The organism is Sphingomonas sp. OK281 (assembly GCF_900115295.1).
Lineage (GTDB): Bacteria > Pseudomonadota > Alphaproteobacteria > Sphingomonadales > Sphingomonadaceae > Sphingomonas.
Genome location: NZ_FOVZ01000001.1, coordinates 1,177,448 through 1,199,441, shown reverse-complemented (window position 1 = coordinate 1,199,441; position 21,994 = coordinate 1,177,448). Strand labels below are relative to the sequence as shown.

At 65.6% G+C, this 21,994-nt stretch carries 22 protein-coding genes; 6 read left to right on the top strand and 16 right to left on the bottom strand.

What is annotated here, in order from left to right:
- Positions 1-19: 19 nt before the first annotated feature.
- The 5 genes from BM244_RS05385 to BM244_RS05365 form a co-directional block, all read right to left on the bottom strand.
- Positions 20-1,039 carry an SDR family oxidoreductase gene (locus BM244_RS05385; RefSeq protein WP_093397857.1) on the bottom strand — a complete coding sequence of 340 codons (1,020 nt, stop codon included), beginning with the start codon at positions 1,037-1,039 and terminating at the stop codon, positions 20-22.
- Positions 1,040-1,181: 142 nt separating this feature from the next.
- A complete protein-coding gene (locus tag BM244_RS05380; protein ID WP_093397856.1) occupies positions 1,182-1,967 on the bottom strand; it encodes an SDR family NAD(P)-dependent oxidoreductase in 786 nt (261 codons plus the stop codon).
- A 14-nt stretch (positions 1,968-1,981) separates the two neighbouring features.
- A complete protein-coding gene (locus tag BM244_RS05375; protein ID WP_093397854.1) occupies positions 1,982-3,160 on the bottom strand; it encodes a zinc-dependent alcohol dehydrogenase in 1,179 nt (392 codons plus the stop codon).
- Between the two features lie 31 nt (positions 3,161-3,191).
- Positions 3,192-3,773: an SRPBCC family protein gene (locus BM244_RS05370; protein WP_093398143.1), complete on the bottom strand. Its 582-nt coding sequence runs from the start codon at positions 3,771-3,773 to the stop codon at positions 3,192-3,194.
- 570 nt (positions 3,774-4,343) lie between these two features.
- Positions 4,344-5,270, bottom strand: a complete 927-nt coding sequence (locus BM244_RS05365; RefSeq protein ID WP_093397853.1) for an alpha/beta hydrolase family protein — start codon at positions 5,268-5,270, stop codon at positions 4,344-4,346.
- Positions 5,271-5,483: 213 nt separating this feature from the next.
- On the opposite strand from BM244_RS05365, the gene BM244_RS05360 reads away from it, so the two are divergent.
- Complete coding sequence (locus BM244_RS05360; protein WP_254784274.1) at positions 5,484-6,710, top strand: FAD-dependent oxidoreductase; 1,227 nt, start codon at positions 5,484-5,486, stop codon at positions 6,708-6,710.
- A gap of 274 nt (positions 6,711-6,984) precedes the next feature.
- On the opposite strand, the gene BM244_RS05355 is transcribed toward BM244_RS05360, so the two are convergent.
- The 4 genes from BM244_RS05355 to BM244_RS05340 all read right to left on the bottom strand — a co-directional run bounded on the left by BM244_RS05355 (position 6,985) and on the right by BM244_RS05340 (position 10,609).
- Positions 6,985-7,353 carry a hypothetical protein gene (locus tag BM244_RS05355; protein WP_093397852.1) on the bottom strand — a complete coding sequence of 123 codons (369 nt, stop codon included), beginning with the start codon at positions 7,351-7,353 and terminating at the stop codon, positions 6,985-6,987.
- Positions 7,350-8,579 carry a class I SAM-dependent methyltransferase gene (locus BM244_RS05350; protein ID WP_093397850.1) on the bottom strand — a complete coding sequence of 410 codons (1,230 nt, stop codon included), beginning with the start codon at positions 8,577-8,579 and terminating at the stop codon, positions 7,350-7,352. Before BM244_RS05350 ends, BM244_RS05355 begins: the two co-directional genes overlap by 4 nt.
- Positions 8,580-8,683: 104 nt before the next feature.
- Complete coding sequence (locus BM244_RS05345) at positions 8,684-8,977, bottom strand: DUF1330 domain-containing protein (RefSeq protein ID WP_093397849.1); 294 nt, start codon at positions 8,975-8,977, stop codon at positions 8,684-8,686.
- Positions 8,978-9,067: 90 nt separating this feature from the next.
- A complete protein-coding gene (locus tag BM244_RS05340) occupies positions 9,068-10,609 on the bottom strand; it encodes an FAD-binding oxidoreductase (protein WP_093397847.1) in 1,542 nt (513 codons plus the stop codon).
- Between the two features lie 178 nt (positions 10,610-10,787).
- On the opposite strand from BM244_RS05340, the gene BM244_RS05335 reads away from it, so the two are divergent.
- Positions 10,788-11,549, top strand: coding sequence for a hypothetical protein (locus tag BM244_RS05335; RefSeq protein WP_093397846.1), 762 nt, complete (start codon positions 10,788-10,790; stop codon positions 11,547-11,549).
- Positions 11,550-11,601: 52 nt separating this feature from the next.
- On the opposite strand, the gene BM244_RS05330 is transcribed toward BM244_RS05335, so the two are convergent.
- From BM244_RS05330 to BM244_RS05315, 4 genes are read right to left on the bottom strand one after another with little or no spacing between them, the layout of a single operon-like run.
- Positions 11,602-12,519, bottom strand: coding sequence for a polysaccharide deacetylase family protein (locus tag BM244_RS05330; RefSeq protein WP_093397844.1), 918 nt, complete (start codon positions 12,517-12,519; stop codon positions 11,602-11,604).
- Positions 12,516-13,409 (bottom strand): polysaccharide deacetylase family protein, encoded by an 894-nt coding sequence (locus BM244_RS05325; RefSeq protein ID WP_093397843.1) that lies wholly within the window; start codon positions 13,407-13,409, stop codon positions 12,516-12,518. Before BM244_RS05325 ends, BM244_RS05330 begins: the two co-directional genes overlap by 4 nt.
- Entirely contained in the window at positions 13,409-14,092 is a 684-nt protein-coding gene (locus tag BM244_RS05320) for an isochorismatase family protein (RefSeq protein ID WP_175518072.1), read from the bottom strand. Before BM244_RS05320 ends, BM244_RS05325 begins: the two co-directional genes overlap by 1 nt.
- Positions 14,089-15,021: a hydroxymethylglutaryl-CoA lyase gene (locus tag BM244_RS05315; protein WP_093397841.1), complete on the bottom strand. Its 933-nt coding sequence runs from the start codon at positions 15,019-15,021 to the stop codon at positions 14,089-14,091. The genes BM244_RS05320 and BM244_RS05315 overlap by 4 nt, the downstream gene beginning before the upstream one ends.
- A gap of 91 nt (positions 15,022-15,112) precedes the next feature.
- On the opposite strand from BM244_RS05315, the gene BM244_RS05310 reads away from it, so the two are divergent.
- The 4 genes from BM244_RS05310 to BM244_RS05295 all read left to right on the top strand — a co-directional run bounded on the left by BM244_RS05310 (position 15,113) and on the right by BM244_RS05295 (position 19,347).
- Complete coding sequence (locus tag BM244_RS05310; protein ID WP_093397840.1) at positions 15,113-16,312, top strand: CaiB/BaiF CoA transferase family protein; 1,200 nt, start codon at positions 15,113-15,115, stop codon at positions 16,310-16,312.
- Positions 16,309-17,688, top strand: coding sequence for a 3-isopropylmalate dehydratase large subunit (locus BM244_RS05305; protein ID WP_093397838.1), 1,380 nt, complete (start codon positions 16,309-16,311; stop codon positions 17,686-17,688). The genes BM244_RS05310 and BM244_RS05305 overlap by 4 nt, the downstream gene beginning before the upstream one ends.
- A gap of 3 nt (positions 17,689-17,691) precedes the next feature.
- Entirely contained in the window at positions 17,692-18,315 is a 624-nt protein-coding gene (gene leuD, locus BM244_RS05300) for a 3-isopropylmalate dehydratase small subunit (RefSeq protein WP_093397837.1), read from the top strand.
- Positions 18,316-18,588: 273 nt separating this feature from the next.
- Complete coding sequence (locus tag BM244_RS05295) at positions 18,589-19,347, top strand: hypothetical protein (protein ID WP_093397835.1); 759 nt, start codon at positions 18,589-18,591, stop codon at positions 19,345-19,347.
- Between the two features lie 48 nt (positions 19,348-19,395).
- On the opposite strand, the gene BM244_RS05290 is transcribed toward BM244_RS05295, so the two are convergent.
- The 3 genes from BM244_RS05290 to BM244_RS05280 form a co-directional block, all read right to left on the bottom strand.
- The gene (locus BM244_RS05290; protein WP_093397834.1) at positions 19,396-20,550 is read right to left on the bottom strand and encodes a class I SAM-dependent methyltransferase; all 1,155 of its coding nucleotides are present in this window, start codon (positions 20,548-20,550) and stop codon (positions 19,396-19,398) included.
- Positions 20,547-20,912: a hypothetical protein gene (locus BM244_RS05285; RefSeq protein ID WP_139226866.1), complete on the bottom strand. Its 366-nt coding sequence runs from the start codon at positions 20,910-20,912 to the stop codon at positions 20,547-20,549. Before BM244_RS05285 ends, BM244_RS05290 begins: the two co-directional genes overlap by 4 nt.
- Positions 20,913-21,036: 124 nt before the next feature.
- Positions 21,037-21,957, bottom strand: coding sequence for a LysR family transcriptional regulator (locus BM244_RS05280; protein ID WP_093397831.1), 921 nt, complete (start codon positions 21,955-21,957; stop codon positions 21,037-21,039).
- Between the last annotated feature and the right edge of the window lie 37 nt (positions 21,958-21,994).

The following is a 21,994-nucleotide window of genomic DNA, read 5'->3' as shown; positions in this document are numbered from 1 at the left end:
AGTGATCGATCGATCCAGCCTAGCCGACCACGCCGGCATCGGACTTCTTCGACACTTTTGCGAACAGCCAAAGGCCGCCCACCGCCGCGGCCGCGGCTACCAGTTTGGGTCGCGTTCGCAGCGCCGTATAGGTGCTGGGTCGGGCGCGATGACCATGCGTGTCGCCGTGCTCCGTCGACCCGATACTCGGCTCGTACAGATTATCGGGGCGTTGGGCCGGTGGCTTGTTCGTCTTGAAGATCTGCTGCGCGGACATAGCGGCGGCTGCATCCGCAACGGAGGGGAGCATCTGGCCCAAGATGCTGCCGATCCGCGCCGCTCCACCAACGAACAGGCTCCTCACCGGATGCTCGGCCGCGTAAAGGATCGTCCGCGCGACATCCTGCGGTCGATAGAACGGCGGCGGCATGGTGGCCTGACGATCGAGCAAGTTACGCTGGTGCTGGAGGACCGGGGTCGCGATCGGTGCAGGCTTGATGAGCGTGATCGAAATCGGACGACGATCCATCGCGACCTCGATGCGGAGCGCATCGGTATAGCCTTTGATCGCCTGCTTGGAAGCGGAGTACATGCCCATATAGGGGGCCGCCACATCCGACGTAAAACTGCCGAGGTTGATAAGAGCGCCCCCCTGCCTGCCGAGATGCGGCAAGGCGGCCAGGCTGCCGTTCACGACACCCCAGAAATTCACGTCGAACAGCCGCCGTGCATCTTCGAGCGGCAGATCCTCCAATCGGGCGGCAATGGCCACCCCGGCATTGTTGATCCAGGTGTCGATGCGTCCGCAGCGTGCGATAGCCGTGTCGGCAAGCTGTCCGATCGATGCCGGATCAGACACATCGCAGGGGATCGCGATCGCTCGTCCACCGAACGCATCGATCTCTTCGGCAAGCGCAGCCAGCGCGGTTTCACCTCGCGCTGCGATCACGACCATCGCACCCCGGGATGCCGCCATGATAGCGGTTGCGCGTCCGATGCCGCTGGACGCGCCGGTGATCACGATCACCTGTTGGGCGATAGGCTTCAGTTTCATACGCATCGTCGTAGCCTCAGAGGGGGGCAGGTACCGTTCGTGAGCCAAACGCCCGCTGAAGTATTGGGAATGGCCTATATGCCATATCGAACGTGCCCCGCCCGAAGGCGAAGCACGGTCTGATCACGCGGACTTGTCGCCGTCAGGGTTAGTCCTTGGCGCTGCCGGGTTCGGCCATTTTCCGATGCTGTTCGGCGAGAACCGACCCCGGGATGACGTTGGCAAGCACACCCTGGACCTTCGTTTTCCAGCCCGAAAAGATCGATGCCTTGCCGTTCATCAGCGCGTTCCACCCGTCCTTGGCGACATCTACCGGATCGCTCTTGTTCGGATCGGTGCCGACATCGGTGTCGTTCATGTCGGCACGGTCGAAGAACTCGGTGTCGACCGGCCCCGGCATCAACGTCGTCAGGGTGACGCCGTCCGCATCCTTGATCTCGTTGCGCAGCGCCTCGGTGAAGCTGTCGATGAACGCCTTCGAGCCGTTATAGACCGCCTGGAACGCACCCGGGATGTAGCCTGCGACCGACCCCGTCACCAGCACCTTGCCGTCGTTGCGTGCGACCATCGCCGGCAACACCTTCTGGACAAGGTACAGCGTGCCCGTGATGTTGGTGTCGATCACGTTGCGCCAGTCGTCGACCGTCTGGTCGAGAAAGCCGTGCCCGAGGCCGTGGCCGGCATTGGCACACAGCACGTCGACTTTTCGCCCGTTCGTCGCGGTCAGCAGTGCATCGACGCCTTCGATCGTCGACAGGTCCGCCTCGACCGCAGTGACGTCGGTGCCGAACTGCTTAAAGTCGGCGGCGGCCGCCTGGATCAGCGCTTCGTTGGCGACGACCAGGATGTCGTAGCCATCCTTCGCCGCGAGCGTGGCAAGTTCGAAACCGATGCCCGTCGAGGCGCCGGTGATGATCGCGAATTTATCGGCCATGTCGTCAAATCCTCTCAATTGAAGCCGGGCTTGAGCACGACCTTGGTCACTTCGTTCTGGTTGTTCTTGAACATGTCGTAGCCCTTGGGGGCGTCCTCCAGGTCCATCCGGTGCGAGATCAGGAAGGTCGTGTCGATCTTGCCCTCCATGATCGCGTTGAGCAGCGCGGGCATGTAATGCTGGACGTGCGTCTGGCCGGTCTTGAGCGTCAGCCCCTTCTCCATCAGCGCACCGAGCGGGAACTTGTCGATGAACCCGCCATACACAGCCGGCATCGACACGCGCCCGCCCTTGCGACAGGCGATGATCGCCTGGCGGATCGAATGCGCGCGATCGGTGCCGAGGAAGGTCGACGCCTTGATCTGGTCGAGCACGTTGTCGACGAAGAAGCCGTGTGCTTCCAGCCCGACGCTGTCGATCACCGCATCGGGACCGATCCCGCCGGTCATCACCATCAGCGCCTCGTAGACTGCGCTTTCCTCGTAATTGATCGTCTCGGCGCCGAACTTCTTCGCCAGCTCGAGGCGGTGCGGGAAGTGGTCGATCGCGATGACGCGCTCGGCGCCCATCAGGAACGCCGACTGCACCGCGAACAGCCCGACCGGCCCGCAACCCCAGACCGCGACCGTGTCGCCCGGCTCGATCTGCGCATTTTCCGCCGCCATCCAGCCGGTCGGCAGGATGTCGGAGAGGAACAGCACCTTCTCGTCCTCGACGCCGTCGGGGATCACGATCGGGCCGACGTCGCTGAACGGCACTCGGACATATTCCGCCTGACCGCCCGCATAGCCGCCGGTCATGTGGCTATAGCCGAACAGGCCGGCCATCGGCTGACCGTAGAGTTCCTGCGCGATGTCCTGATTGTCGGCGGGCAGGCCATTGTCGCACGCCGAATACTGGTGCTTGCCGCAGTGATAGCAGCTGCCGCACGCGATCGTGAACGGGACGACGACCTTCTGGCCCTTCTTCAGCGTCGACTTGGCGCCGACCTCGACGACTTCGCCCATGAACTCGTGGCCGAGGATGTCGCCGGCCTGCATGGTCGGGATATAGCCGTCGTACAGATGCAGGTCGGAGCCGCAGATCGCGGTCGCAGTGACCTTGATGATGCAGTCGCGGGGATTGACGATCTCGGGATCGTCGACGGTATCGACGCGGACGTCGTGCTTACCGTGCCATGCCAGAGCGCGCATCAGCGTTGCTCCTCGATAAAAATTCCGCGCATCAGGCCATCTCCTCTTCGCGTTGCTTGCGGTTCATCGCGGCGGTCGCGATCTCGCCGGTTTCCATCAATTGCTTGAAGCGACGCAGGTCGCGGCGTGCCTGGATCGCGGGTTCGCGCTGGAACATCTTGGCGATCAGCTTGCCGACGATGCCTGCGGGTGGATCGTAGGCGATGGTCGCGGTGACGACCGTGCCGCGCGCGCCCGCGTCGCGAAACTCGACCCGGCCGCTGTTCGCGACATCCGCACCGGGCTCGGACGTCCAGGCGATCACGCGGTCCTTCGCCTCTTCGGTGACGATCGCATCCCATTCGACCGTCTTGCCGGCGGGCGCCTTCACCACCCAATGCGAGCGCGTGTCGCTGAGGATGTCGATCCGTTCGACGTTCTCCATGAAAGTCGGCAGGTTCGCGAAGTCCCGGAAATACGCGAAGACCTCGCCGACCGGACGGTTGATCGTCACGGCGCGCGCGACGATCGAGCCGCCTTTTTCATCGGGAATTGCCGACTCCGCCAGGGCATCGCCCTTTTTCCACGTCGTCGGTGGGGCATCGTCGGTATGAGCGGTCGTCTCGTCCGTCATGTCGTCTATCCTGTCCTGTGGGGGAACGGTAATCGAGGCCGCCTGGATTACGGCGCCTTCAGCATGATGATGTGATGCGACCGGCCCGACCGCTGCGGCGGTGGTCTTCAGCGCGGCGGCCAGCGTTTCGCCATCCGAGCGCGGCGGATCGCAGCGCAAGGCGCGGAGATACCGACAGTGACGTCGCGTTGGTGGGTTCAGCGGGTTGCGCCGAGGCCGCACCGGAAGGTCCGATCAGCGCCGCTGCAGCGAGAAGCTTTATCGTCACGACATCTTCGCCCTGTTTTTCTTAGCTTCTCAACAGGGGCGTCAGCAGATCGTTCCGGAACTCAGGCATCGGCCTGATCCAAATTAATACAAATTAACTAACTAGTTGGAGGGCTGTCCGGGCCGCCTCGCCAAACCGCACGAGATCATGAAGGCTGGCGTCCCCGGTTCGCGGCGAACCGCGTGACAGCTTGCGGCAAACGGACCGGACCATCTGGCGCGTGGCGTGATCGCGGATCGAGACCGACATGCGCCGGGATGCCTTCGGACGCGTGGCTTTGTCGGTGATCGGTGTCGGCTGCGTTACTTCTGGGAAAGTATTACTGGCCCGGTCGTGCGAAGATGCGCGAGCAATATCTTGCGCGACGACGCCAAGCTCAGGCCGAACCCGCGCAGGAAATCTAGCGACACCGCCACCGCCTGACGCATCTGCGCCGCCTGGTGCGGACCCGGAAGTTCCGGACGACAGATCAGCCCGCCGAAATAATGATCCGCTCCGTCCAGCACCAGCGCGAAGCGATCGCCGCCTGCCGTCGCGCTGTCATAGGCGAGCAGGTGGTTCTTCCACGCATCGGCCGCGATCGCAGCCCCCGGCGCGCCGGGCGGCACGTCGCTGGTTCCGGTCTGAATCAACGCCGGTACTGCAAGGGCGGCATAGCCTGCCGCGTCGATCAGCCCCGGCGCAAGGCCGGGCGGTGAGAAGGCGACCACCGCGCGAGTCCGCGGATCGCGCAACGATCCCGAGACGCCCATCGGCACGACGGCCTGAGCGCCCCCCATCGTCAACGCGGTCAACGCGCCATAACTGTGCCCCGCAGAGATATGCACGCCGCCGACATGCGCCGACAGCGCCCGCATATCCTCGATCCTGGCACCCCAGCTTTTAAGCGCCGGAAACGCCTTGGTATCGGGGTGGTCGGTCGAATCCACGTGCAGCGGCGCCCAGACGTCGAAACCCGCATCGACCCAGGGCAGGATCAACGCATCGTATTTCGCGGGTGACGAGAGCGCGCCGTGCGAGAACAGGATCGTTCCCCGTTGATCCCGCGCGCGCCAATGCGTGACCCGGCTGACCCGCCCGCTCGATGTCGCGAGGTCGAGCGTGCCCGAAGGTGCGGGCGCTGGTGGCGACGCGGCTGTCGCATCATCGAAGGCGATAAGCGTCAGGCCGCTCGCAATCCCTGCGCCGAGCAGGGCGAGCGTCGAGCGTCGGGTGGGATGATCTGGCATGATCCGAGGCTAGGCGACGCGTCGGAAGCTGGCTGGCCGATGCATGGTCTATCCGCTTGTCGGTCAGTCGCAGGCGCGGCGGCTCGGGCCTGTTCCGCAGTTTGAGCGCGCCGGACTGGTCGTCTGTCGAACAGTATCGATCCATGCGCGGGCCGGTTTTCGCACGGCCGCTACCCCCATGCGACGAGTAGGCGATTGCACGGGGGAAGTGGTGTGGCGAACGTGACCGGAACGAACACGACAATCCGGCGGACGCAGGTATTGGTTGCGGGCGGCGGCCCGGTGGGTGCGGTGGCGGCGTATCGGCTCGCGCTGATGGGTATCGACACGGTCCTGGTCGAGGCGTTGCCCGATTGTCCGGAGGACATGCGCGCCTCGACGCTGCATCCGCCGACGCTCGACATGCTCGCGGACCTCGGCGTGCTGGGGGAGCTCGAGCAGGTCGGCCTGCGGGCGCCGACCTATCACTACCGCAACCGGCGCAGCGGCGACGTGATCGAACTCGATCTCGGCGAACTGGCGGACGTGTCGGCGCATCCGTATCGGCTGCAGTGCGAGCAATTCAAGCTCGCCCGGCTGCTGACCGCGAAACTCGACGCGCTGCCCAATGGCGAAACCCGGTTCCAGCGCCGTGTGCTGGCCTATGATCAGGACGCGAACGGCGTCACGGTGTCGATCGAGACGCCGATGGCGATCGAGACGATCCGCGCGGATTATCTGATCGCGGCCGATGGCGCGAACTCGACGGTGCGCAAATGGACCGGGACGAGCTTCGACGGATTCACCTATCCCGAACGCTTCCTGACGCTGTCGACGCGCTATCCGATCGAGCGGCATTTCGACGGACTGGCGGGCGTCAACTACGTGTCCGACCGCGACGAATGGTGCGTGCTGCTGCGCGTGCCGGATTTCTGGCGCGTGCTGGTGCCGACGAACATCGCCGCGCAGGACGTCGACCTGCTGTCGGACGCCAAGAAGAACGCGGTGTTCGACGGGCTGGTCGGCGATGGCGCCAAGGTCGAGACGTCGCATCGCACGCTGTACCGCGTGCACCAGCGCGTCGCGGGCGGCTTCCACCATGGCCGCGTGTTGCTGGCCGGCGATGCCGCGCATCTCAACAATCCGCTCGGCGGGTTCGGGATGAACTCGGGTATCCACGACGTCTGGAACCTGACGACCCGGTTGCGCGACATCATCCTCGACGATGCCGATGCCGACGTATCGCTGGCGCAGTACGACCGGCAGCGCCGGACGATCGCCAACACCTTCGTCCAGTCGCAGACGATCGCGAACAAGACGATGATGGAAGCGGGCGGCGACGGCCGCAGCGCGCAGGAAGTGCGGCTGGCAGCGCTGGCCGCCGATCCGGTGAAGCGTCGGGCGTATCTGCTCCGCCAGTCGATGTACGAGAGTTTGAAGGACGAAGCCGCGATCGGCTGAGGGGCGTACACCCGCAGGTTCTCGCCACCCCGGCGAAGGTCGGGGCCCGATTGGAGAACGTTGCCGACTGAGCGCTGGGCCTCGTTATTCCAACCTCACCAATTGTGCCCCGGCCTTCGCCGGGTGGTGGTATTTGGTCGGTTCCGTGCTTCCTGAACCCGTTCTCTCGCGAAGGCAGGAGTCCACGGTTACAGGCGTACCGTGGCTTCTGTTCTCCCACCTTCGCGGAAGAACAGAAGCCACGGGCCGAGCCTTTGGTCCGAGGCCTACAGGCTCACCCCTCGGCGATCTCCGCGATCGTCGAGCGATACCCCTCATGCGTCGCGGCCTGCCCGGCCTCTTGCGCGTCCTTGCGCATCAGGTAGAACAACCGCTCGAGGAAATCCTGCCGCCACGCCTCGCGCGTCTCCAGCGCAGCCTGGTCGAGTTCCAAGGTCTCGATCCCCGCCGCGAAGTCGATGCCGTGCTTGGCCGCGACGCGCTCGACCGAATCCAGGCGGTCGTGGACGACGGAGATTTCGTTCGCGAGCACCATGATCATCGACATCGCCTGGTCCATACCCGGCGCCTCGTAGAACACCGGCCGCTTCCCCTTGGCGTCCTTGACGACGTGCGGGCGGTCCTGGGTATCGGTCGTCGTCATGCTGCGATTGCCTCTGCGAGGGGTTTGCGGGCGATCAGCACTTCCCAGCCGCCGCCCGGTGCGAATTCGCCGGCGGTGAAGTCACGCTCGGCGACCGCGCTGGCGGACTCCTCACTATAGCCACCGCCCTGCGCGGCGAACTCCATCACCGCCATCGGCGCCGTATCGAAGCGCACCTCGGCCCGGTCGAACCCGGCCTTTTCGGCCAGCGCGACCTGGTCGGTATCGCGCATCGCACCCCAGAACGGCTCGTTGTTATACCAGGTCTCGTTGTCGAGGATGAACTGCGTGAACGGGTCCATCAGGTCGAACGGCGGCAGATCGGCGTGGATCATGTAGCCGCCCGGCGACAGCAGCCGTGCGCATTCGTCGAAGATCCGCGGCATCGCCTTGCCGCTCGTCTCGTGCAGCAGGATATGGCTGACGATCAGGTCGAAATGCCCGTCCGGAAAGCGCGTTTCCTCGGCATTCATCTGCGCGAAATTGACGTTCAGCCCGACCCCGGCGGCGCGAGCGTGCGCGTAACGGATCTGTGGTGCGGCGACGTCGATCCCCCAGATTTCGGCGTCCGGAAACAGCTCGGCATAGGGCAGCGTCGAATGGCCGACGGTGCAGCCCATGTCGAGGATGCGCTTTGGCGAGAACCCCTTGAGGTTGCGCTTCACGTAGTTGCAGACCGACCGCCCCATGTCGTCGTTCATCGGCCCGGTATAGCCCATCGCGTAGAGATACACGCCGCGATCGTAGAGCACACCGACCGACACGTCGTCGGGCGCGACCTCGGTCGCATAGCCGCCCGGCATGCAGTGGATGTCGAGCGCGGTAATGTAGCGCGGCGTCTCGAACTCGTCCGGAATGTCGAGCACGGCGGTCGACCCGGCCGATAGCGCTTTGGCCTTCTCGATCAGCTCGGGCAGCTCGCGCTCGACGCTGATGTTGGTCGATTCCCACAGCAGTTCCTGCGCGGTGCGGTTGGCCGATGCGTAATGCTGGAAATACAGGTCGTCGACCATCGCGGTGCGGATGTCGCGGCGATCGGCCGGCGCGCGACCGTGCTCGCGTTCGAACGCCTTCGATACCCGGCCACCATAGACGGGGCCGAGACCAGGCAACAGCTTGGCCTGGATGAACCCCTTGAAGCTCTTGGTGAATTCCTGACGAGAGGCCTCGTCGTGCGTGACGCGGGGCAGCATGGGATGCAGCGCCTGCTGGAACGTGTTGAGCATATACTGGAACTCCTATGCTGGCTGGGGCCAAGTCTGCGGGAAAAGGGCGGGTGATAAAAGGCGCTGCGGCGATTTATCCACCTGACGGTAAGTGCGGCGTTGCGTCAGTCGGGATCGACGAGCAGCCGCATCTCGACCGTGCCCGCACCGACGCGAAGTGCGGCGGCGGCGAGATACTCCGCCGACCGGGCATAGCCGCGCGCGGCTTCGGCGGACGGATAGCGGCTGACCACGACGCGCTCGCTGGGCGCGACATCGCCTTCGAGCACTTCGGTGATGGCGCCGCGGACGATATACTCGCCGCCATGGCGTTCGCTCAGACCGGCAATGGCCTTGCCGTACGCGCCGAAGCGGACCGGATCGGTGATATTGACGGTCGCGACGATATAGGCGGCCATGGCGATGTCCTTGCAGCTGACGGGTATGCGATCAGCCTAGCTCCGGCCGCCGACGCGCGAAGGCCGTGCGTGCCGTTATCCGCCTGTCGGTCAGAGACCCAGCGCGCCGGGGTTCATCAATCCCTTTGGATCGAGTGCCGCCTTGATCCCGAGCAGCAGCGCGCGTGCCTGCGGGTCGAGCCGGTCGCGATAGGGATAGGCGCGGCCGATCTGGAAATGCGCGGCACCGAACTGTTGGTAGAGCGCGATGATCTCCGCTTTCAGCTGGTGCGTATAGGCGCGCGCCTCCGCATTCTCGGGATAGGGTTTGAGGCCGGCGACATGGTCGGGCGTGAGCGTATGGCGATGATAGTCGGTGCGATCGTCGGGCCAGTAGAGCGCGACCTCGTAGAGGAAGCCGCTCGACCCCGCCGGACTGAACATCGTGCCGGACCAGATGCCGAGCCGCTCCATCTCGGCCTTGCGGGTTTCGTAGAACGCCTTGAGCGCGTCGTGGAACGGCACGACGGCGTCCTGCTGTAGCACGCCGTGGATCGGCACCCAGCGTTCGCCGCTCGGCCCCAGGATGTTGGTCAGCGGTGCGAACGGCAGCGCACGGACGAAGCTCGGCACGCTGTTGGCGATCTCGCGGCCGTGCGGCGCGATCACCGCGCGCAATCTGGCCGCGCGCGCGGTGGTGTCGGTCGCGTCGACGCCCTCGACGATGAAGTGGCCCATGTATTCGCCAGCCCGCATCGCCGCGTCGCCAGCCACCGCCATGCGGATCAGTTGCTTCACGCCGACGAACGCGTTGGGTGCCTTCGCGAACAGGTCCCGAGCGATCTTCAGCTTCGCGGCAACGCCGTCCTGCCGTGCGATCTGGCCTTGCGACAGCGCGAGATCGAGTCCGAAATGCGAATCGTCCAGGCCTTCGCGTTGTGCCCTGCTGACGCCGGCATGGCAGGCGGCGAAGCTGTCGAAGGCGAAGCTGACAGCCTCGAAACGCGGGCGGATCGCGATCAGCGGCAGGCGGATCGTCGCCTTGATACCCAGCGCGCCGCAGTCGCCGGTGAACAGCCCGGTGAGATCGGGGCCATAGAAGCGCGTCGCGGTCGAGGCACCGGTCTTGAGCAGGTCCCCCGATGCAAGCACGACGTCGAGCGACAGTACCGACTGCGCGGAGATGCCGTAGGTGCCGCTGCCGTGGCTGAGCGTATTCTGGCTGACGCTGCCGCCGACCGTCGCGGCCAGCCCCGAAAAGGGCCCCCAGAACGGCGTGCGCAGGCCGTGTACCGCCAGCGCGTCCTTGAGCTTCGCCCAGGTCGCGCCCGCGCCGACCGTGACCACCGCGTTGTCGACATCGATCTCGATACTGTCGAGCGCGCCGGTGTCGAACAGGACGTGCCCGCCGGCATCGAACAGATACCCGTCGGTATAGGACGCACCGCCGCCGCGGGGCACCATCGCGACGCCTGCCGAACAACAGATGCGTGCCGCAGCCTGCAGATCCGCGACCGAGGTCGGGCGCACGATCAGCGCGGGGACGCCGGATCCGCGATAGACGTCGTTGCTCATCACGGCGAGAACAGCCGGATCGTTGCTGACCGCGTCCGCGCCGATCGCGGCGATCAGGTCGTGCATCAACGTCATCATCGTCCCCGGATCGTCAGCGATAGTCTGCGCCTTCCGTGCACCATGCCGGTGCGCGATGCGAGCATGGCGGGCGCGCTATCCGATACCCGATCATTCGATCCTTCCACGATCATGTCCGCCTGTCGGCCAAATCCGACGCTGCGAACGATAATCGGCCAGAGGGCGCCAATTTGGCCGGATGACCAAGGCCTCATCGCTCGAATCCGATCGACCCGACATCGGAATACCCGCCAAGACCCGCGCTCCGTTGATCGTATCGGTCGGCATCGCCGACGCACGCCTGAACGATCCCGCCTGGGCCGCGAAGATCGTCGCGCTGGCGAGGACCGCCCGCGTAGCGCTGTTGCTGCTCGGCGATGGTGGCGCGGCGGGGTTCGATTCAATCGCGATCGGCAAGTCGATGGCGCCGGACGCCGGAGGGCTCGCCTTCGTTCCAACGGTAGATACCGGGTTCGACAATCCGGTGACCGTCGCGCCGTCGCTCGTCGAACTCGACCGGCTGGCGTCGGGCAATGCCGGGTGGCAGCCGACGACGCTCGTGCAGCCGCATACCGCGCAGAGCTTGGCCGGTGGTGTGGATTTCGTCGCGGCCACGCATGCCCGTTGGGCGGAGCACGAGCGACCGGTGCTGGTCCAGAGCGACGCCGATCCCCTCTGGTCGCGAATATCGCCCGACATCGTCATCATCGATCGCGACTCGCCCGCACCGAAGGCCGGCCCCAAGGTCTTGCTGCGTACCTTCACCGCGATGGCGGGGCTCGACCAGATCGAAGCGTTGTATCTGGACGGCATTATCGACGGCATCCACCTGACCCCGCCCGACATGGAGGAGGGGCTTCAGGCGTTTGCGGAAACGATGCTGCCGGCACTGATCGCCCGCGGTCTCGTCCTGGCCGAGGAACCGGAGGGTTCGCTCAGGGCGCGGCTGGGGATCGGCTGACGCAGCATCGAAGATCAACGTTCTCCCGATGTCTGCGGGAGAGCGATGTCCTTCAGCATTGCGCGGTAAACTGGTCGAACACGTCGCCGCCAGTCGCGAACCACGTCTGCGGTCGCGACGCGAGCGCGGCGAGCAGCGCCTCGAACGCATCCATGCGGTATGGCAGGCCGACGATGTACGGCGTCAGGTGCAACGGCAGCAGCCGTCCGCTACCCTGCGCCTCGGCCTCCTTGCCCAGCCAGTCGTGCGCATCGAGGATCTGTTCGGCATAGCTGTCGACCGACTGCTGCTGGACATTGAGGATCTGGCGGTCGGACAGCTCGTGGTTGAGCGGCACGTTGACCAACCCGTTCGCGAACCTCCAGGGCAGCTCGTCATTCGCCCAGTCGACGCAATAGTCGACGCCGAGTTCCTTCAGCAGCGGCACGGTATTGAAGCTCTGCGACCGGGCGATCGAGTGCCAGCCGCGCGGGCGAGTCCCGGCAACACGCTCCAACGCGTCGAGCGACGTCGTGATCAGGGTGCGCTCCTCGTCCACCGGCAGTCCGCTCGCGATCGTGCCGTTCATGTCGGTCGAATGCGCGATGATCTCGTGACCCGCGGCGACCACGTCGCGGATGATCGACGGATAGCGCTCGGCGATCGCGCCGTTCGCCGCGACCGATACGCGCACGCCCGCTTTCGCGAACGCATCGAGCAGGCGATAGAAGCCGACGCGGGTGCCATATTCGCGCGCGGTGTAGTGGCGGTAATCGGGATAGGCGGTCTGCATATGGCCGGGCGCGCGGAACGGCGTGTCCTCCGGCGTGATCGGGAACCACTCCAGGCTGACGACGATCCACGTTGCGACCGTCTTGCCGTCAGGCCACGCGATCGGCGTCCGCGTTGGCAGCGGCTCGTACGCATAGAGATCATGGTCGTAGCCCAGCCGGCGCCTGGCATAGTCGAGATAGGTCGGGTCGAGGCTCATGCGATCTGCCTCCGGTAAGCGTCGGCGATGTCGCCGGCGCGGGTGATCCACGCACGACCGTCGGCGGCGATGTGCCGCAGCACCTCCTCGAACGCGCCGATCCGGTGCGGCTGGCCGATCAGATAGCTGTGGAGCGGGATGCACATCACCGTGCCGCCTGCGCCGCCGGTCGTCTCCGCTTCGTCGGCGAGCCGCTCGTACTGGCGGATCAGCGTCTTGGCGTATTCCCTCGGCGACATGTTGTAGATGAAGAAGCCGTAATGGTCGTTGACCTCGAGACTGTACGGCATCGAGATCAGGTCGCCGGTCGCGGTCTTGACCGGCATCGGCTGGTCGTCGTGATACAGGTCGCAGGTGTAGTCGAGGCCGTATTCGGCGATCAGGTCGAGTGTCCGCGGCGTGTGCGTCAGTGCCGGCGCGAGCCAGCCGCGAATCGTCTGGCCGGTCGCCTCGCGCACCGTGCGGATCGAATCCTCGATGATCGCGCGCTCCTGGTGCTCGTCCATGCCGTAGCTGTAGCGCGTGTTGTAGATGCCGTGGCTGAAGAACTCCCAGCCGCGCGCCGCACCGTCGGCGACGACCTCGGGATGATGCTGGCACAGCGCGACCGACAGCGAGACCGAGCCCGGAAAGCCGTGCTTGCTCATCGCCTCGGCCATCCGCCAATGGCCGACGCGGTTGGCGTGGTCGCGGTGGCTGTAGCCGACCACGTCGGGATGCGGCTTCGCCCAGCTCTTGCGGTGCGGATTGGCGGGCGGATCGATCTCGTAATATTCGAGGTTGGGCGATACCCACACTGCGACCTTCTTGCCATCCGGCCAGACGATCGGCTTGCGATCGCGGTAGGGTATGAAGTCGTATAGTCCGGGATCGGCGGCGCCTTCCCGCATTACCGTGCCTCCAGCCAGTCGATGACGGTCTGCACCGGCCCGACGTCGGCGTATTTGAGCTGCAGGTCGGTCAGGTTGGCGAAGTGATAGCTCTCATGCTTGTCCGCGCACGTCTCGATCGGCACGATGGTGCGATAGCCGCGGCTCAGTGAGTCCACCGCGGCGGCACGGACGCAGCCCGAGGTCGAGCCGCCGGTGATGACGACGGTATCGACCTTGTGCCACACCAGCAGGCTCTGCAGCGGCGTCTCGAAGAACGGCGACGGCATGCGCTTGGTGTAGACCGCATCGCGCGCGTGATCGATCTCGCAGCGATCGTCGAACGCGTGACGGCGCGAGCCGTATGCGATGTTCTGCAAGCTGTCCGGCGTGTCGGTCCGGGTGCCCCATACGCCTGCGTCGCTGGCGTCCTCCCTATAGGCGACATGCGTCCACACGACGGGCATGCCCTTCGCGCGGGCGAGGCGCGATATGGTGTTGGCATATTCGATCTGGCGCGGGTCGGTTTCGTACGCGGTCTTGAACTCGTCGATCCGGGTGTACGCATTCTGGAAATCGATGTTCACGATCGCGAGCTTCTCGCCAAACCCGAATTTCGTGCGCGACGGATTGGCCATCACCGCGTCGAACAACTGCCGCGCGGTCTTGTCCTCGCGGATCATCTTCGTGCCGACGATCGTCATGCTGCGTTCCTCCAGCCCAGCGGAAGACCCGCGTCGGGCAGGAAGCCGAACAGCGGCTCGCCGGGCAAAGCTTCGGCGAGGATTGACCGCACAGCGACCAAAGCGTCGAGGTCGATCCCGGTCCGCAATCCCATCGCGGCGAGCATGAAGCATAGATCCTCGGTGACGATGTTGCCCGACGCGCCCGGCGCAAACGGACACCCGCCAAGCCCGCCAAGCGACGAGTCCAGCGTCGTCAGCCCACATTCGAGCGCCATCAACGCGTTCGCGAGTCCGAGTCCGCGCGTGTTGTGCAGGTGGATGCCGGTCAACGCATCGTCCCCCGCAGCCCGCTTCACGAGCGCGATCAACCGCTTGACGGCGGATGGGTCGGCATAGCCCGTCGTATCCGACAACCCGACCTCGTCGCACCCCGCCGCCATCAATCCTTCCGCGAGCCGCGCGACCTGCGCGTCGGGGATCGCGCCCTCCAGCGTGCAGCCGAACACCGTGGACAACGATCCCTCGAAATGCGGGCGCTCGTCGGCGGGTAGCGCCTTGATCATGTCCGCGATCGTCTTCGCCTCGACCAGCACCTGTGCGTGCGTACGGCGGAGATTGGCCAGGCTGTGCGTCTCGCTGACCGACAGCGGCAGCGTGATCTTGTGTGCGCCCGCCGCGATCGCCGCCGCCGCGCCCTTGGCGTTAGGGACGAGCACGGCCACCGTCAGGCCGGGAATGGTCCTGGCATGCGCGACGATCTCCGCCGTGTCGGCCAGCTGCGGCAGGAGCTTGGCGGGTACGAAGCTGCCGACCTCTATCTCGCGCAGCCCCGCTGCGGCCTCCGCCGTGATCCACGCCTTCTTGGCAGCGGTCGGCATGATCCGATCGATGCTCTGCAAGCCGTCCCGCGGGCCGACTTCGCTTACCAATATGTCGATATCGGTCATTGTTTCCGGTCCTCGGATAGTCGGCGCAGTGCAGTGGCGAGCGATGACGCGCGCAGGGCAGGGTGGCGACGGATCAGGAGAAAGTGACCGGATGTCGGATACGGAAATGCCCTCGCTCGATGGGCTACCCCTCGCAGGCCTCAAGGTCGTCGAGTTCACGCACATGGTAATGGGCCCGTCGACCGGGCTTATCCTCGGCGACATGGGCGCCGACGTCATCCGCGTCGAACCGATCGGCGGCGACCGCACGCGCCGGCTACTCGGCTCGGGCGCAGGCTATTACCCGATGTACAACCGCAACAAGCGCAGCGTGTGCCTTGATCTCAAGTCCGACGGCGGCATCGCCGCAGCGCGCGCGCTGGCGGCGGACGCGGACATCGTCGTCGAGAATTTCCGCCCCGGGGCGCTCGACCGCCTGGGGCTCGGCTATGATGCCCTGTCGGCGGACAATCCCGGATTGATCTACTGCTCGGCGAAGGGTTTTCTCGCCGGCCCGTACGAGAACCGCACCGCGCTCGACGAGGTCGCGCAGATGATGGGCGGTCTCGCCTACATGACCGGCCCGCCCGGCAAGCCGCTCCGGGCCGGCGCCTCGGTGATCGACGTCACGGGCGGGATGTTCGGCGTGATCGGGATCATGGGGTTGCTGGAACGGCGGCATCGCACTGGCAGGGGCGGGCGAGTCAAATGCTCGCTGTTCGAGACCACCGCGTTCTTAGTCGGACAGCACATGGCGCAGAAGGCTGTCACCGGCACCGCGGCGGCGCCGATGCCGGCGCGCATCTCGGCCTGGGCGATCTACGACGTGTTCGCGACGGCGAACGGCGGGCAGATATTCGTCGGAGTGGTCAGCGACCAACAGTGGAGCGCGTTTTGCACAGCCTTTGCGCTCGAAGATTTCGCCGCGGACGACACGCTCGCGCTCAACAACGACCGTGTTCGCGCGCGTGACCGCATCCTGCCCCGCATTCGTGCGCTGTTTGCCACCATCGGCAGTCAGGACCTGCTTGCGAAGTGCGAGGCGATCGGTCTTCCGGTAGCCCCGATCGCCCGTCCGGAAGATCTATTCGACGATCCGCACCTCAATGCGCAAGGGGGGCTGGTCGATCTGAACCTGCCGGGTGGCGCGGTGGCACGCCTTCCTGCGTTGCCGATCGAGGTCGACGGCGAACGCTTCGGCGTCCGTCACAATCTTGGAGACCCCGGCGCGGACTCGCGGACGCTGCTGATCGATGCGGGCCTGTCGAGCGATACCATCGACGCGTTGTTCGCATCCGGTGCGGCAGCATGACGACGGGGTTGACGATTTTCGAGAAGATATGGCGCGATCACCAGGTTGCGTCGCTGGCGGACGGCGGCCTGATCCTGATCGACCGCGTCCTGCTGCACGAACGCACCGGTGGCATCGCGCTGCAAGGCCTTGCCGAGGCCGGTCGCACGGTCGCGGCGCCGCGGCACGTTTTCGCGACGATGGATCACGTCGTCGACACGCTCCCCGGGCGGACGGATCGCACGATCATGCCGACCGGCACCGACTTCATCCGCGCGACCCGTGCGGCAGCGAACGCCGCCGGCATCACGCTGTTCGATATCGGCGATCCGGGGCAGGGGATCGTCCACGTCATCAGCCCCGAACAGGCGATCGTCCTGCCGGGCGCGACGCTCGTTTGTCCCGACAGCCACACTTGCACGCAAGGCGCGCTCGGCGCTCTGGCCTGGGGGATCGGCTCGACCGAAGCCGAACATGCGCTCGCCACCCGGACTCTCCGCGTACTGAAGCCGAAGACGATGCGCGTCACGATCTCGGGCAAGCTCGGACGCGGCGTCACCGCCAAGGACCTCGCGCTTCATATCCTCGCCAGGCACGGATCGAGCGGCGGCCACGGACACATCGTCGAATATGCCGGCGACACCGTCTCCGCGCTCGACGTCGAGGCGCGTATGACGTTGTGCAACATGGCGACCGAATTCTCCGCCTTCACCGCGATCATTGCCGCCGACGACACGGTCTTCGCCTATCTGAAGGGCCGCCCCCACGCCCCCGATGGTGCAGCGTGGGAGGATGCCGTCGCTTATTGGCGAACGCTCCGCACCGACGCCGACGCGCTCTTCGACGCGGAGATCATGGTCGATGCAGCCGACGTCGCGCCGACGATAAGCTGGGGGATCAGCCCGCAGGACTCGATCGCGCTCGACGCCAGGGTCCCCGTGGATGCCCCCGATCGTGCGCTCGCTTATATGGGATTGGCGGCGGGCGACGCGCTGCTCGGCCTGCCGATCGATGGAGCCTTTATCGGTTCGTGCACCAACAGCCGGCTGTCCGACCTGCGCCGTGCCGCCGTGTTGCTGGACGGGCGAAAAGTGGCGGAGGGTGTTCGCGCGATCTGCGTTCCCGGTTCGACCGCGGTCAAGCACGCGGCCGAAGCCGAGGGTCTCGACCGCGTCTTCCGTGCCGCCGGTTTCGAGTGGCGCGAATCCGGCTGTTCGATGTGCTTCTTTGCGGGCGGCGAGAGCTTCGGCGCGCGCGAGCGGGTCGTCACCTCGACCAACCGCAATTTCGAAAGCCGACAGGGCCCCGAAACCCGCTCGCATCTCGCCAGCCCGGAAACGGTGGTCGCGAGCGCGATCGCGGGCCGGATCGCGGATCCCCGCCTGTTGGAACGCTGAGTCATGGAACCCTTCATTCACCTGACCGCCGTCGCGGCGCCGTTGCTGCGCGACAATATCGATACCGATGCGATCATTCCCTCGCGCGAAATGCGATCGGTCTCGAAGACCGGGCTGGCCGACGGCCTGTTCGCAGGCTGGCGCTATATCGGGATCGGCACGCGCGATCCCGATCCCGAGTTCGTCCTGAACCAGTCCGCCTATGCGGACACGCGGATCATCCTGGGCGGTGCGAATTTCGGCTGCGGTTCGAGTCGCGAGCACGCCGCATGGGCGCTCGCCGAATACGGCATTCGCGCGATCGTCGCCTCGTCGTTCAACCCGATCTTCCAGGGCAATTGCATCCGCAACGGCATCGTCCCGGTCACGCTCGACCTGGAAGCGATAGCGTCGCTTGCGACAGCGCTCGCGCCCGACCCTCAGGCATTGCGCATCACCATCGACTTGCCGACGCAAGTCTTGACCGGGCCCGACCGTAAAACCCACGCCTTCCCGATTGCGGACGAGGCGAAGGAGATGCTGCTGGACGGGCTCGATGCGATCGACCTGACGTTGAAGCGTCGCGTCGAGATCGACCACTTCATCGCCGCCGACCGGATGCGGCGTGGCTGGATCTATCCCGGCTGACCGAGTCCGCCGAGGAACTCCATGACATCATCCGCGCTGGCGACATCAAGCATATTTCGCGTTCGTGTCGAACCGGTTGGCCTCTTGCGGTTCGGCGTCGCGCGGTTCGGCATGCGATCGGCGCTAGCATCGGCGAAGACCGCTGTGCGGAACCCACGCAACCGGCATAGGGTCGACCCCTGATCGCACCGTGGACAGTATGGGCGTCGTCGTGCCCCCGCGGTGCCGCGCCCGCATAGATCGTCCTGCGCCTGATGCGCGGGGAGAGTTGCGATGGAACCGCCTGCATTCGGATCGACCGATACGCCGGTGACTCGTGGTCCGGGCGCGGGTGGTCCGGGCGCGGCACGCAGTTCACGCGTCGTCACCGGCGGCGTGACCGGGACGATCGGATATTTCGTCGATGGCCGGGAGACCGGGCGCGAGCGGTTCGAGATATTGCACCATGCGGACGGGCACGTCCTGCGCGCGGTGTGCGAAATCGACGACGAAGCCCTGTTGCGCGACGTGACGGTGTCGATGGACGCGGACTGGCACGCCCGCGACGGGTTTTGCCGGATCGTGAAGGCCGGTGCTCCGTATGCGACGATGTGGTTCGACGTCGGCGACGACAGCGTCCGCATGGCCGGCCGCATCGGCACCCGGGCCAGTGACGCGACGGTGCCAACGCCCGCCCGAATTCCGTATCTCGGGCTCCACCCGCTCCAGGGCGACGCGCTGATTGCAGCGATCCGCGGCACCGAAGATCCGGGACGTTTCGTCGGCATCGCGGCCGTCACCAATTCGGTGTCCCCCAACGGCGACGAAGCCTGCGGGGCGGTGCCGCTGCAAATCGACGTCGCTTATCTCGGGCGGGAGGCGCTGTCGGTGATCGCGGGGGACTTCGCGGCACGCCGGTATGCGATCCGCTGGCGCGACGATTGGCCGGCCGCCGACCTGTGGGTGCGCGACTCCGACTTCACCTTTCTGCGCATGCGCTGGGACTTGGTGCCGACCGTCTACGAGCTGACCGCGGTGTCCGAACTGGCATAGGTCGACCGTCATCGCGCCGGCGCGATGACGGTATTGTCGGCAGGCTGGTCAGGCGGTGCCGGACGTCACGAACCACGACCGGAACACGCCGTCGGACGTCTCTCCGAACTTGAGCGGCGAGTGAGGTCCGGCAAACGCCGTCGACTGGTAACCGACCTTGACGTCCTTGAACCCCGCCGCGCCCATCAGCGCGCCGTAATCCGCGGACAACGCGCCGCGCCAATAGGGCTCGTTGTTGAACTCGGCTTCGATCTCGGCGGAAAGTTCCTCCCACATCATGCCGAACGTGTTCATCAACGGCACTTCGAGATGGATCGCGACGCCGCCCGGCCGGAGCAGGCGACGCGATTCGGCGAGGATGTTCGACGCAGCCGCCTGCGACGTCTCGTGCAGCACGACGCAACTGAACACGACGTCGAACGACCCGTCGGCAAAATTGGTGCGCTCGGCACTCTGCTGCGAAAAGTGGATCGGCGCACCGAGATGCTCGGCGCGGGCATGGGCATAGCGAAGGATCGAGGCGCCGACGTCGATCCCGTGGATCTCGGCGTCGGGAAACCACGTCGCGGCGGGCACGACGCTGGTGCCGATGCCGCAGCCCATTTCCAGGATCTTCAGAGGTTTCAAGTCGGGATAGACGGTCGGCAGATGCGCCATCGCGGTATGCCCACGCAGGTCGTTGAGCATGCCGCCGTTGCGCCCGAGCATGAACACCGCGCCACCGCGATCCATCACTGCGCCCTGCAATAGCGATCCGTCGTCGAGCGCGTTGCCGCCCGGCATCAGGTGGATATCGGCGCCCGTGATGTATGCTGGCGCGACGAAATCGGGATCGAGCGTGACCGACCCGATCGGCGCGTCGATCCGGCCGAGCGTCTCGAGGGTGTCCTTCTGGCGCCCGACGCTCTCGCCGACCGCGGACCAGAGGTGGCGCTGCGATTCACGCTTCAGGCCGATCCAGGTCTTGAAGCTCTCGACGCCCATCATCCGGTCGCGCAGATCCTCGACCGGGCTGTTGGTGTTGGTCAGCGGCGCGGCGGCTTCCAGCTTCTGCGCGATCGCACGCTGAGTCGGCTCCAGCGTACCGCTGACGAACACCTTGAGGTCGCGGACGAACATCTGCTCGACGAGTTCGTCGTGGTTCGGTTGCGCGATCATCGGATGGCCGAGCATCGCGGGGCTGCCTTCGTTCATGCCGGTCATGCTGCATCCTCGGAATGGGGCTCGGAATGGGGCTCGGAAGCGGGGTTAGCGTTGGTGTCGGAGAGCGCGGCAAGGTCGGCTTCGCCGGCTTCGTGAAGCGCACGGAAAATCTTGGTCATGCTCTGCTGGCGCAACAGGTCGCGCTCGGCCTGCGCGGCCGCATCGGGGACGAACGCGTCGATCGCGCCCGGTGCCAGCACGGCGTTCTCGACCAGAAGCCGCTCGCACGCGTCGATCCGTGCGCGCATCACCGTCTGTTGCGACGCGAGCGCGACGATCATCGACATCGTCTGCGCATCCACCAGCCGCTGGCCGGGAATAGTCGCCAACCCCTTGGGGGTCGTGGGAAGGGGGGTCGTCATGTCGGTCCTCTCCGAGCTGCCACAGCCTAACCAAGGCTGGAAACATGTCGGAAAACTGGCCGCGCTAGTGTGTATCGGCAATGCGCAATCTCGACATATGGCTATACCGGATTAGTATAAAGGGTCACGTTGGATCGCGCTGCATGTGGGTGCGCAGCGATTGCAGCACCGCCGCGACGCCTTCTGTAGGGATCGCCGACTTCAGCGTGATCATGCTCAGGGCGTAGGGAAAGTGAAGCTCCGGCATGTCGAGCACGCGCAGCGTCCCACCGGCGAGCTCCCGCTCGACCAGGAATCGCGGCACGATGCCGATCAGCGACCAGTCGAGGATGGCGGTCATCAGCAGATGCATCGAAGAACAGTTCAGCCGCTGCGCCGGCACGGTCAGGTTTCGCCGGAAGAACGCGCTCTCGAAGCGATAGCTGACCGACATCTGGTGCGGCACCACCCAGTCATAGTCGCTGAGGTCCGCCATGCTCCGCTCGGCGGCGAACACCGGATGGCCGCTGCGCGCGACCGGGATCATCTCCTCGTCGGCGAGTTCCTGAAACGTCACGTCGGCATGGTCGCTGCGCCGCCCACTCATATAGTCCGGCACGATGCAGAGCGCGGCATGCACGGCATGCTTGCGGACCTGTTCGAGCAGTTCCTCGAGCGTGCCGGTCGAGATCACGATGTTGCGCTTGTCGGGATGCTGAGTGAGCGCGCCGAGCGCCGCGGGCAGGCCGCGGTAGAGCAGGCTGGGCGAAACTCCGATGCCGACCTGCTCGATCTCCTCTTCCTGCGGCGTCTCGAACAGCGATTGCGCGCGCGCGATCTCGTTGATGATCGATATCGCATGGGGCAGCAGGCGGCGGCCTTCCTCGGTGATGGCGGTGCCGCGTGTCGTGCGCTCGAATAGCTTGGCCCCCATCGCTGCCTCGAGCTGTGCGATGCTGCGAGACAAATTCGGCTGGCTCGTCCGCATCTTGCGGGCGGCGGCGGCAAAACCGCTGCTTTCGGCGACATTGACGAAATGTTCGAGCGCGCGGAGTTCAATAGCCATAACGCATTCGTATAAGCATATAGTGGAAACAGGTATA

Excerpts from the sequence above, each read along its gene's own strand:
- BM244_RS05325 (WP_093397843.1), bottom strand. The coding sequence starts at position 13,409 with ATGCGGGAAGGCGCCGCCGATCCCGGACTATACGACTTCATACCCTAC.
- BM244_RS05290 (WP_093397834.1), bottom strand. The coding sequence starts at position 20,550 with ATGACCGGCATGAACGAAGGCAGCCCCGCGATGCTCGGCCATCCGATG.
- BM244_RS05280 (WP_093397831.1), bottom strand. The coding sequence starts at position 21,957 with ATGGCTATTGAACTCCGCGCGCTCGAACATTTCGTCAATGTCGCCGAA.
- BM244_RS05340 (WP_093397847.1), bottom strand. The coding sequence starts at position 10,609 with ATGATGACGTTGATGCACGACCTGATCGCCGCGATCGGCGCGGACGCG.
- BM244_RS05385 (WP_093397857.1), bottom strand. The coding sequence starts at position 1,039 with ATGCGTATGAAACTGAAGCCTATCGCCCAACAGGTGATCGTGATCACC.
- BM244_RS05330 (WP_093397844.1), bottom strand. The coding sequence starts at position 12,519 with ATGAGCCTCGACCCGACCTATCTCGACTATGCCAGGCGCCGGCTGGGC.
- BM244_RS05370 (WP_093398143.1), bottom strand. The coding sequence starts at position 3,773 with ATGACGGACGAGACGACCGCTCATACCGACGATGCCCCACCGACGACG.
- BM244_RS05285 (WP_139226866.1), bottom strand. The coding sequence starts at position 20,912 with ATGACGACCCCCCTTCCCACGACCCCCAAGGGGTTGGCGACTATTCCC.
- BM244_RS05380 (WP_093397856.1), bottom strand. The coding sequence starts at position 1,967 with ATGGCCGATAAATTCGCGATCATCACCGGCGCCTCGACGGGCATCGGT.
- BM244_RS05350 (WP_093397850.1), bottom strand. The coding sequence starts at position 8,579 with ATGCTCAACACGTTCCAGCAGGCGCTGCATCCCATGCTGCCCCGCGTC.
- BM244_RS05315 (WP_093397841.1), bottom strand. The coding sequence starts at position 15,021 with ATGACCGATATCGACATATTGGTAAGCGAAGTCGGCCCGCGGGACGGC.
- BM244_RS05365 (WP_093397853.1), bottom strand. The coding sequence starts at position 5,270 with ATGCCAGATCATCCCACCCGACGCTCGACGCTCGCCCTGCTCGGCGCA.
- BM244_RS05310 (WP_093397840.1), top strand. The coding sequence starts at position 15,113 with ATGTCGGATACGGAAATGCCCTCGCTCGATGGGCTACCCCTCGCAGGC.
- BM244_RS05305 (WP_093397838.1), top strand. The coding sequence starts at position 16,309 with ATGACGACGGGGTTGACGATTTTCGAGAAGATATGGCGCGATCACCAG.
- BM244_RS05335 (WP_093397846.1), top strand. The coding sequence starts at position 10,788 with ATGACCAAGGCCTCATCGCTCGAATCCGATCGACCCGACATCGGAATA.
- BM244_RS05345 (WP_093397849.1), bottom strand. The coding sequence starts at position 8,977 with ATGGCCGCCTATATCGTCGCGACCGTCAATATCACCGATCCGGTCCGC.
- BM244_RS05295 (WP_093397835.1), top strand. The coding sequence starts at position 18,589 with ATGGAACCGCCTGCATTCGGATCGACCGATACGCCGGTGACTCGTGGT.
- BM244_RS05355 (WP_093397852.1), bottom strand. The coding sequence starts at position 7,353 with ATGACGACGACCGATACCCAGGACCGCCCGCACGTCGTCAAGGACGCC.
- leuD (WP_093397837.1), top strand. The coding sequence starts at position 17,692 with ATGGAACCCTTCATTCACCTGACCGCCGTCGCGGCGCCGTTGCTGCGC.
- BM244_RS05375 (WP_093397854.1), bottom strand. The coding sequence starts at position 3,160 with ATGCGCGCTCTGGCATGGCACGGTAAGCACGACGTCCGCGTCGATACC.
- BM244_RS05320 (WP_175518072.1), bottom strand. The coding sequence starts at position 14,092 with ATGACGATCGTCGGCACGAAGATGATCCGCGAGGACAAGACCGCGCGG.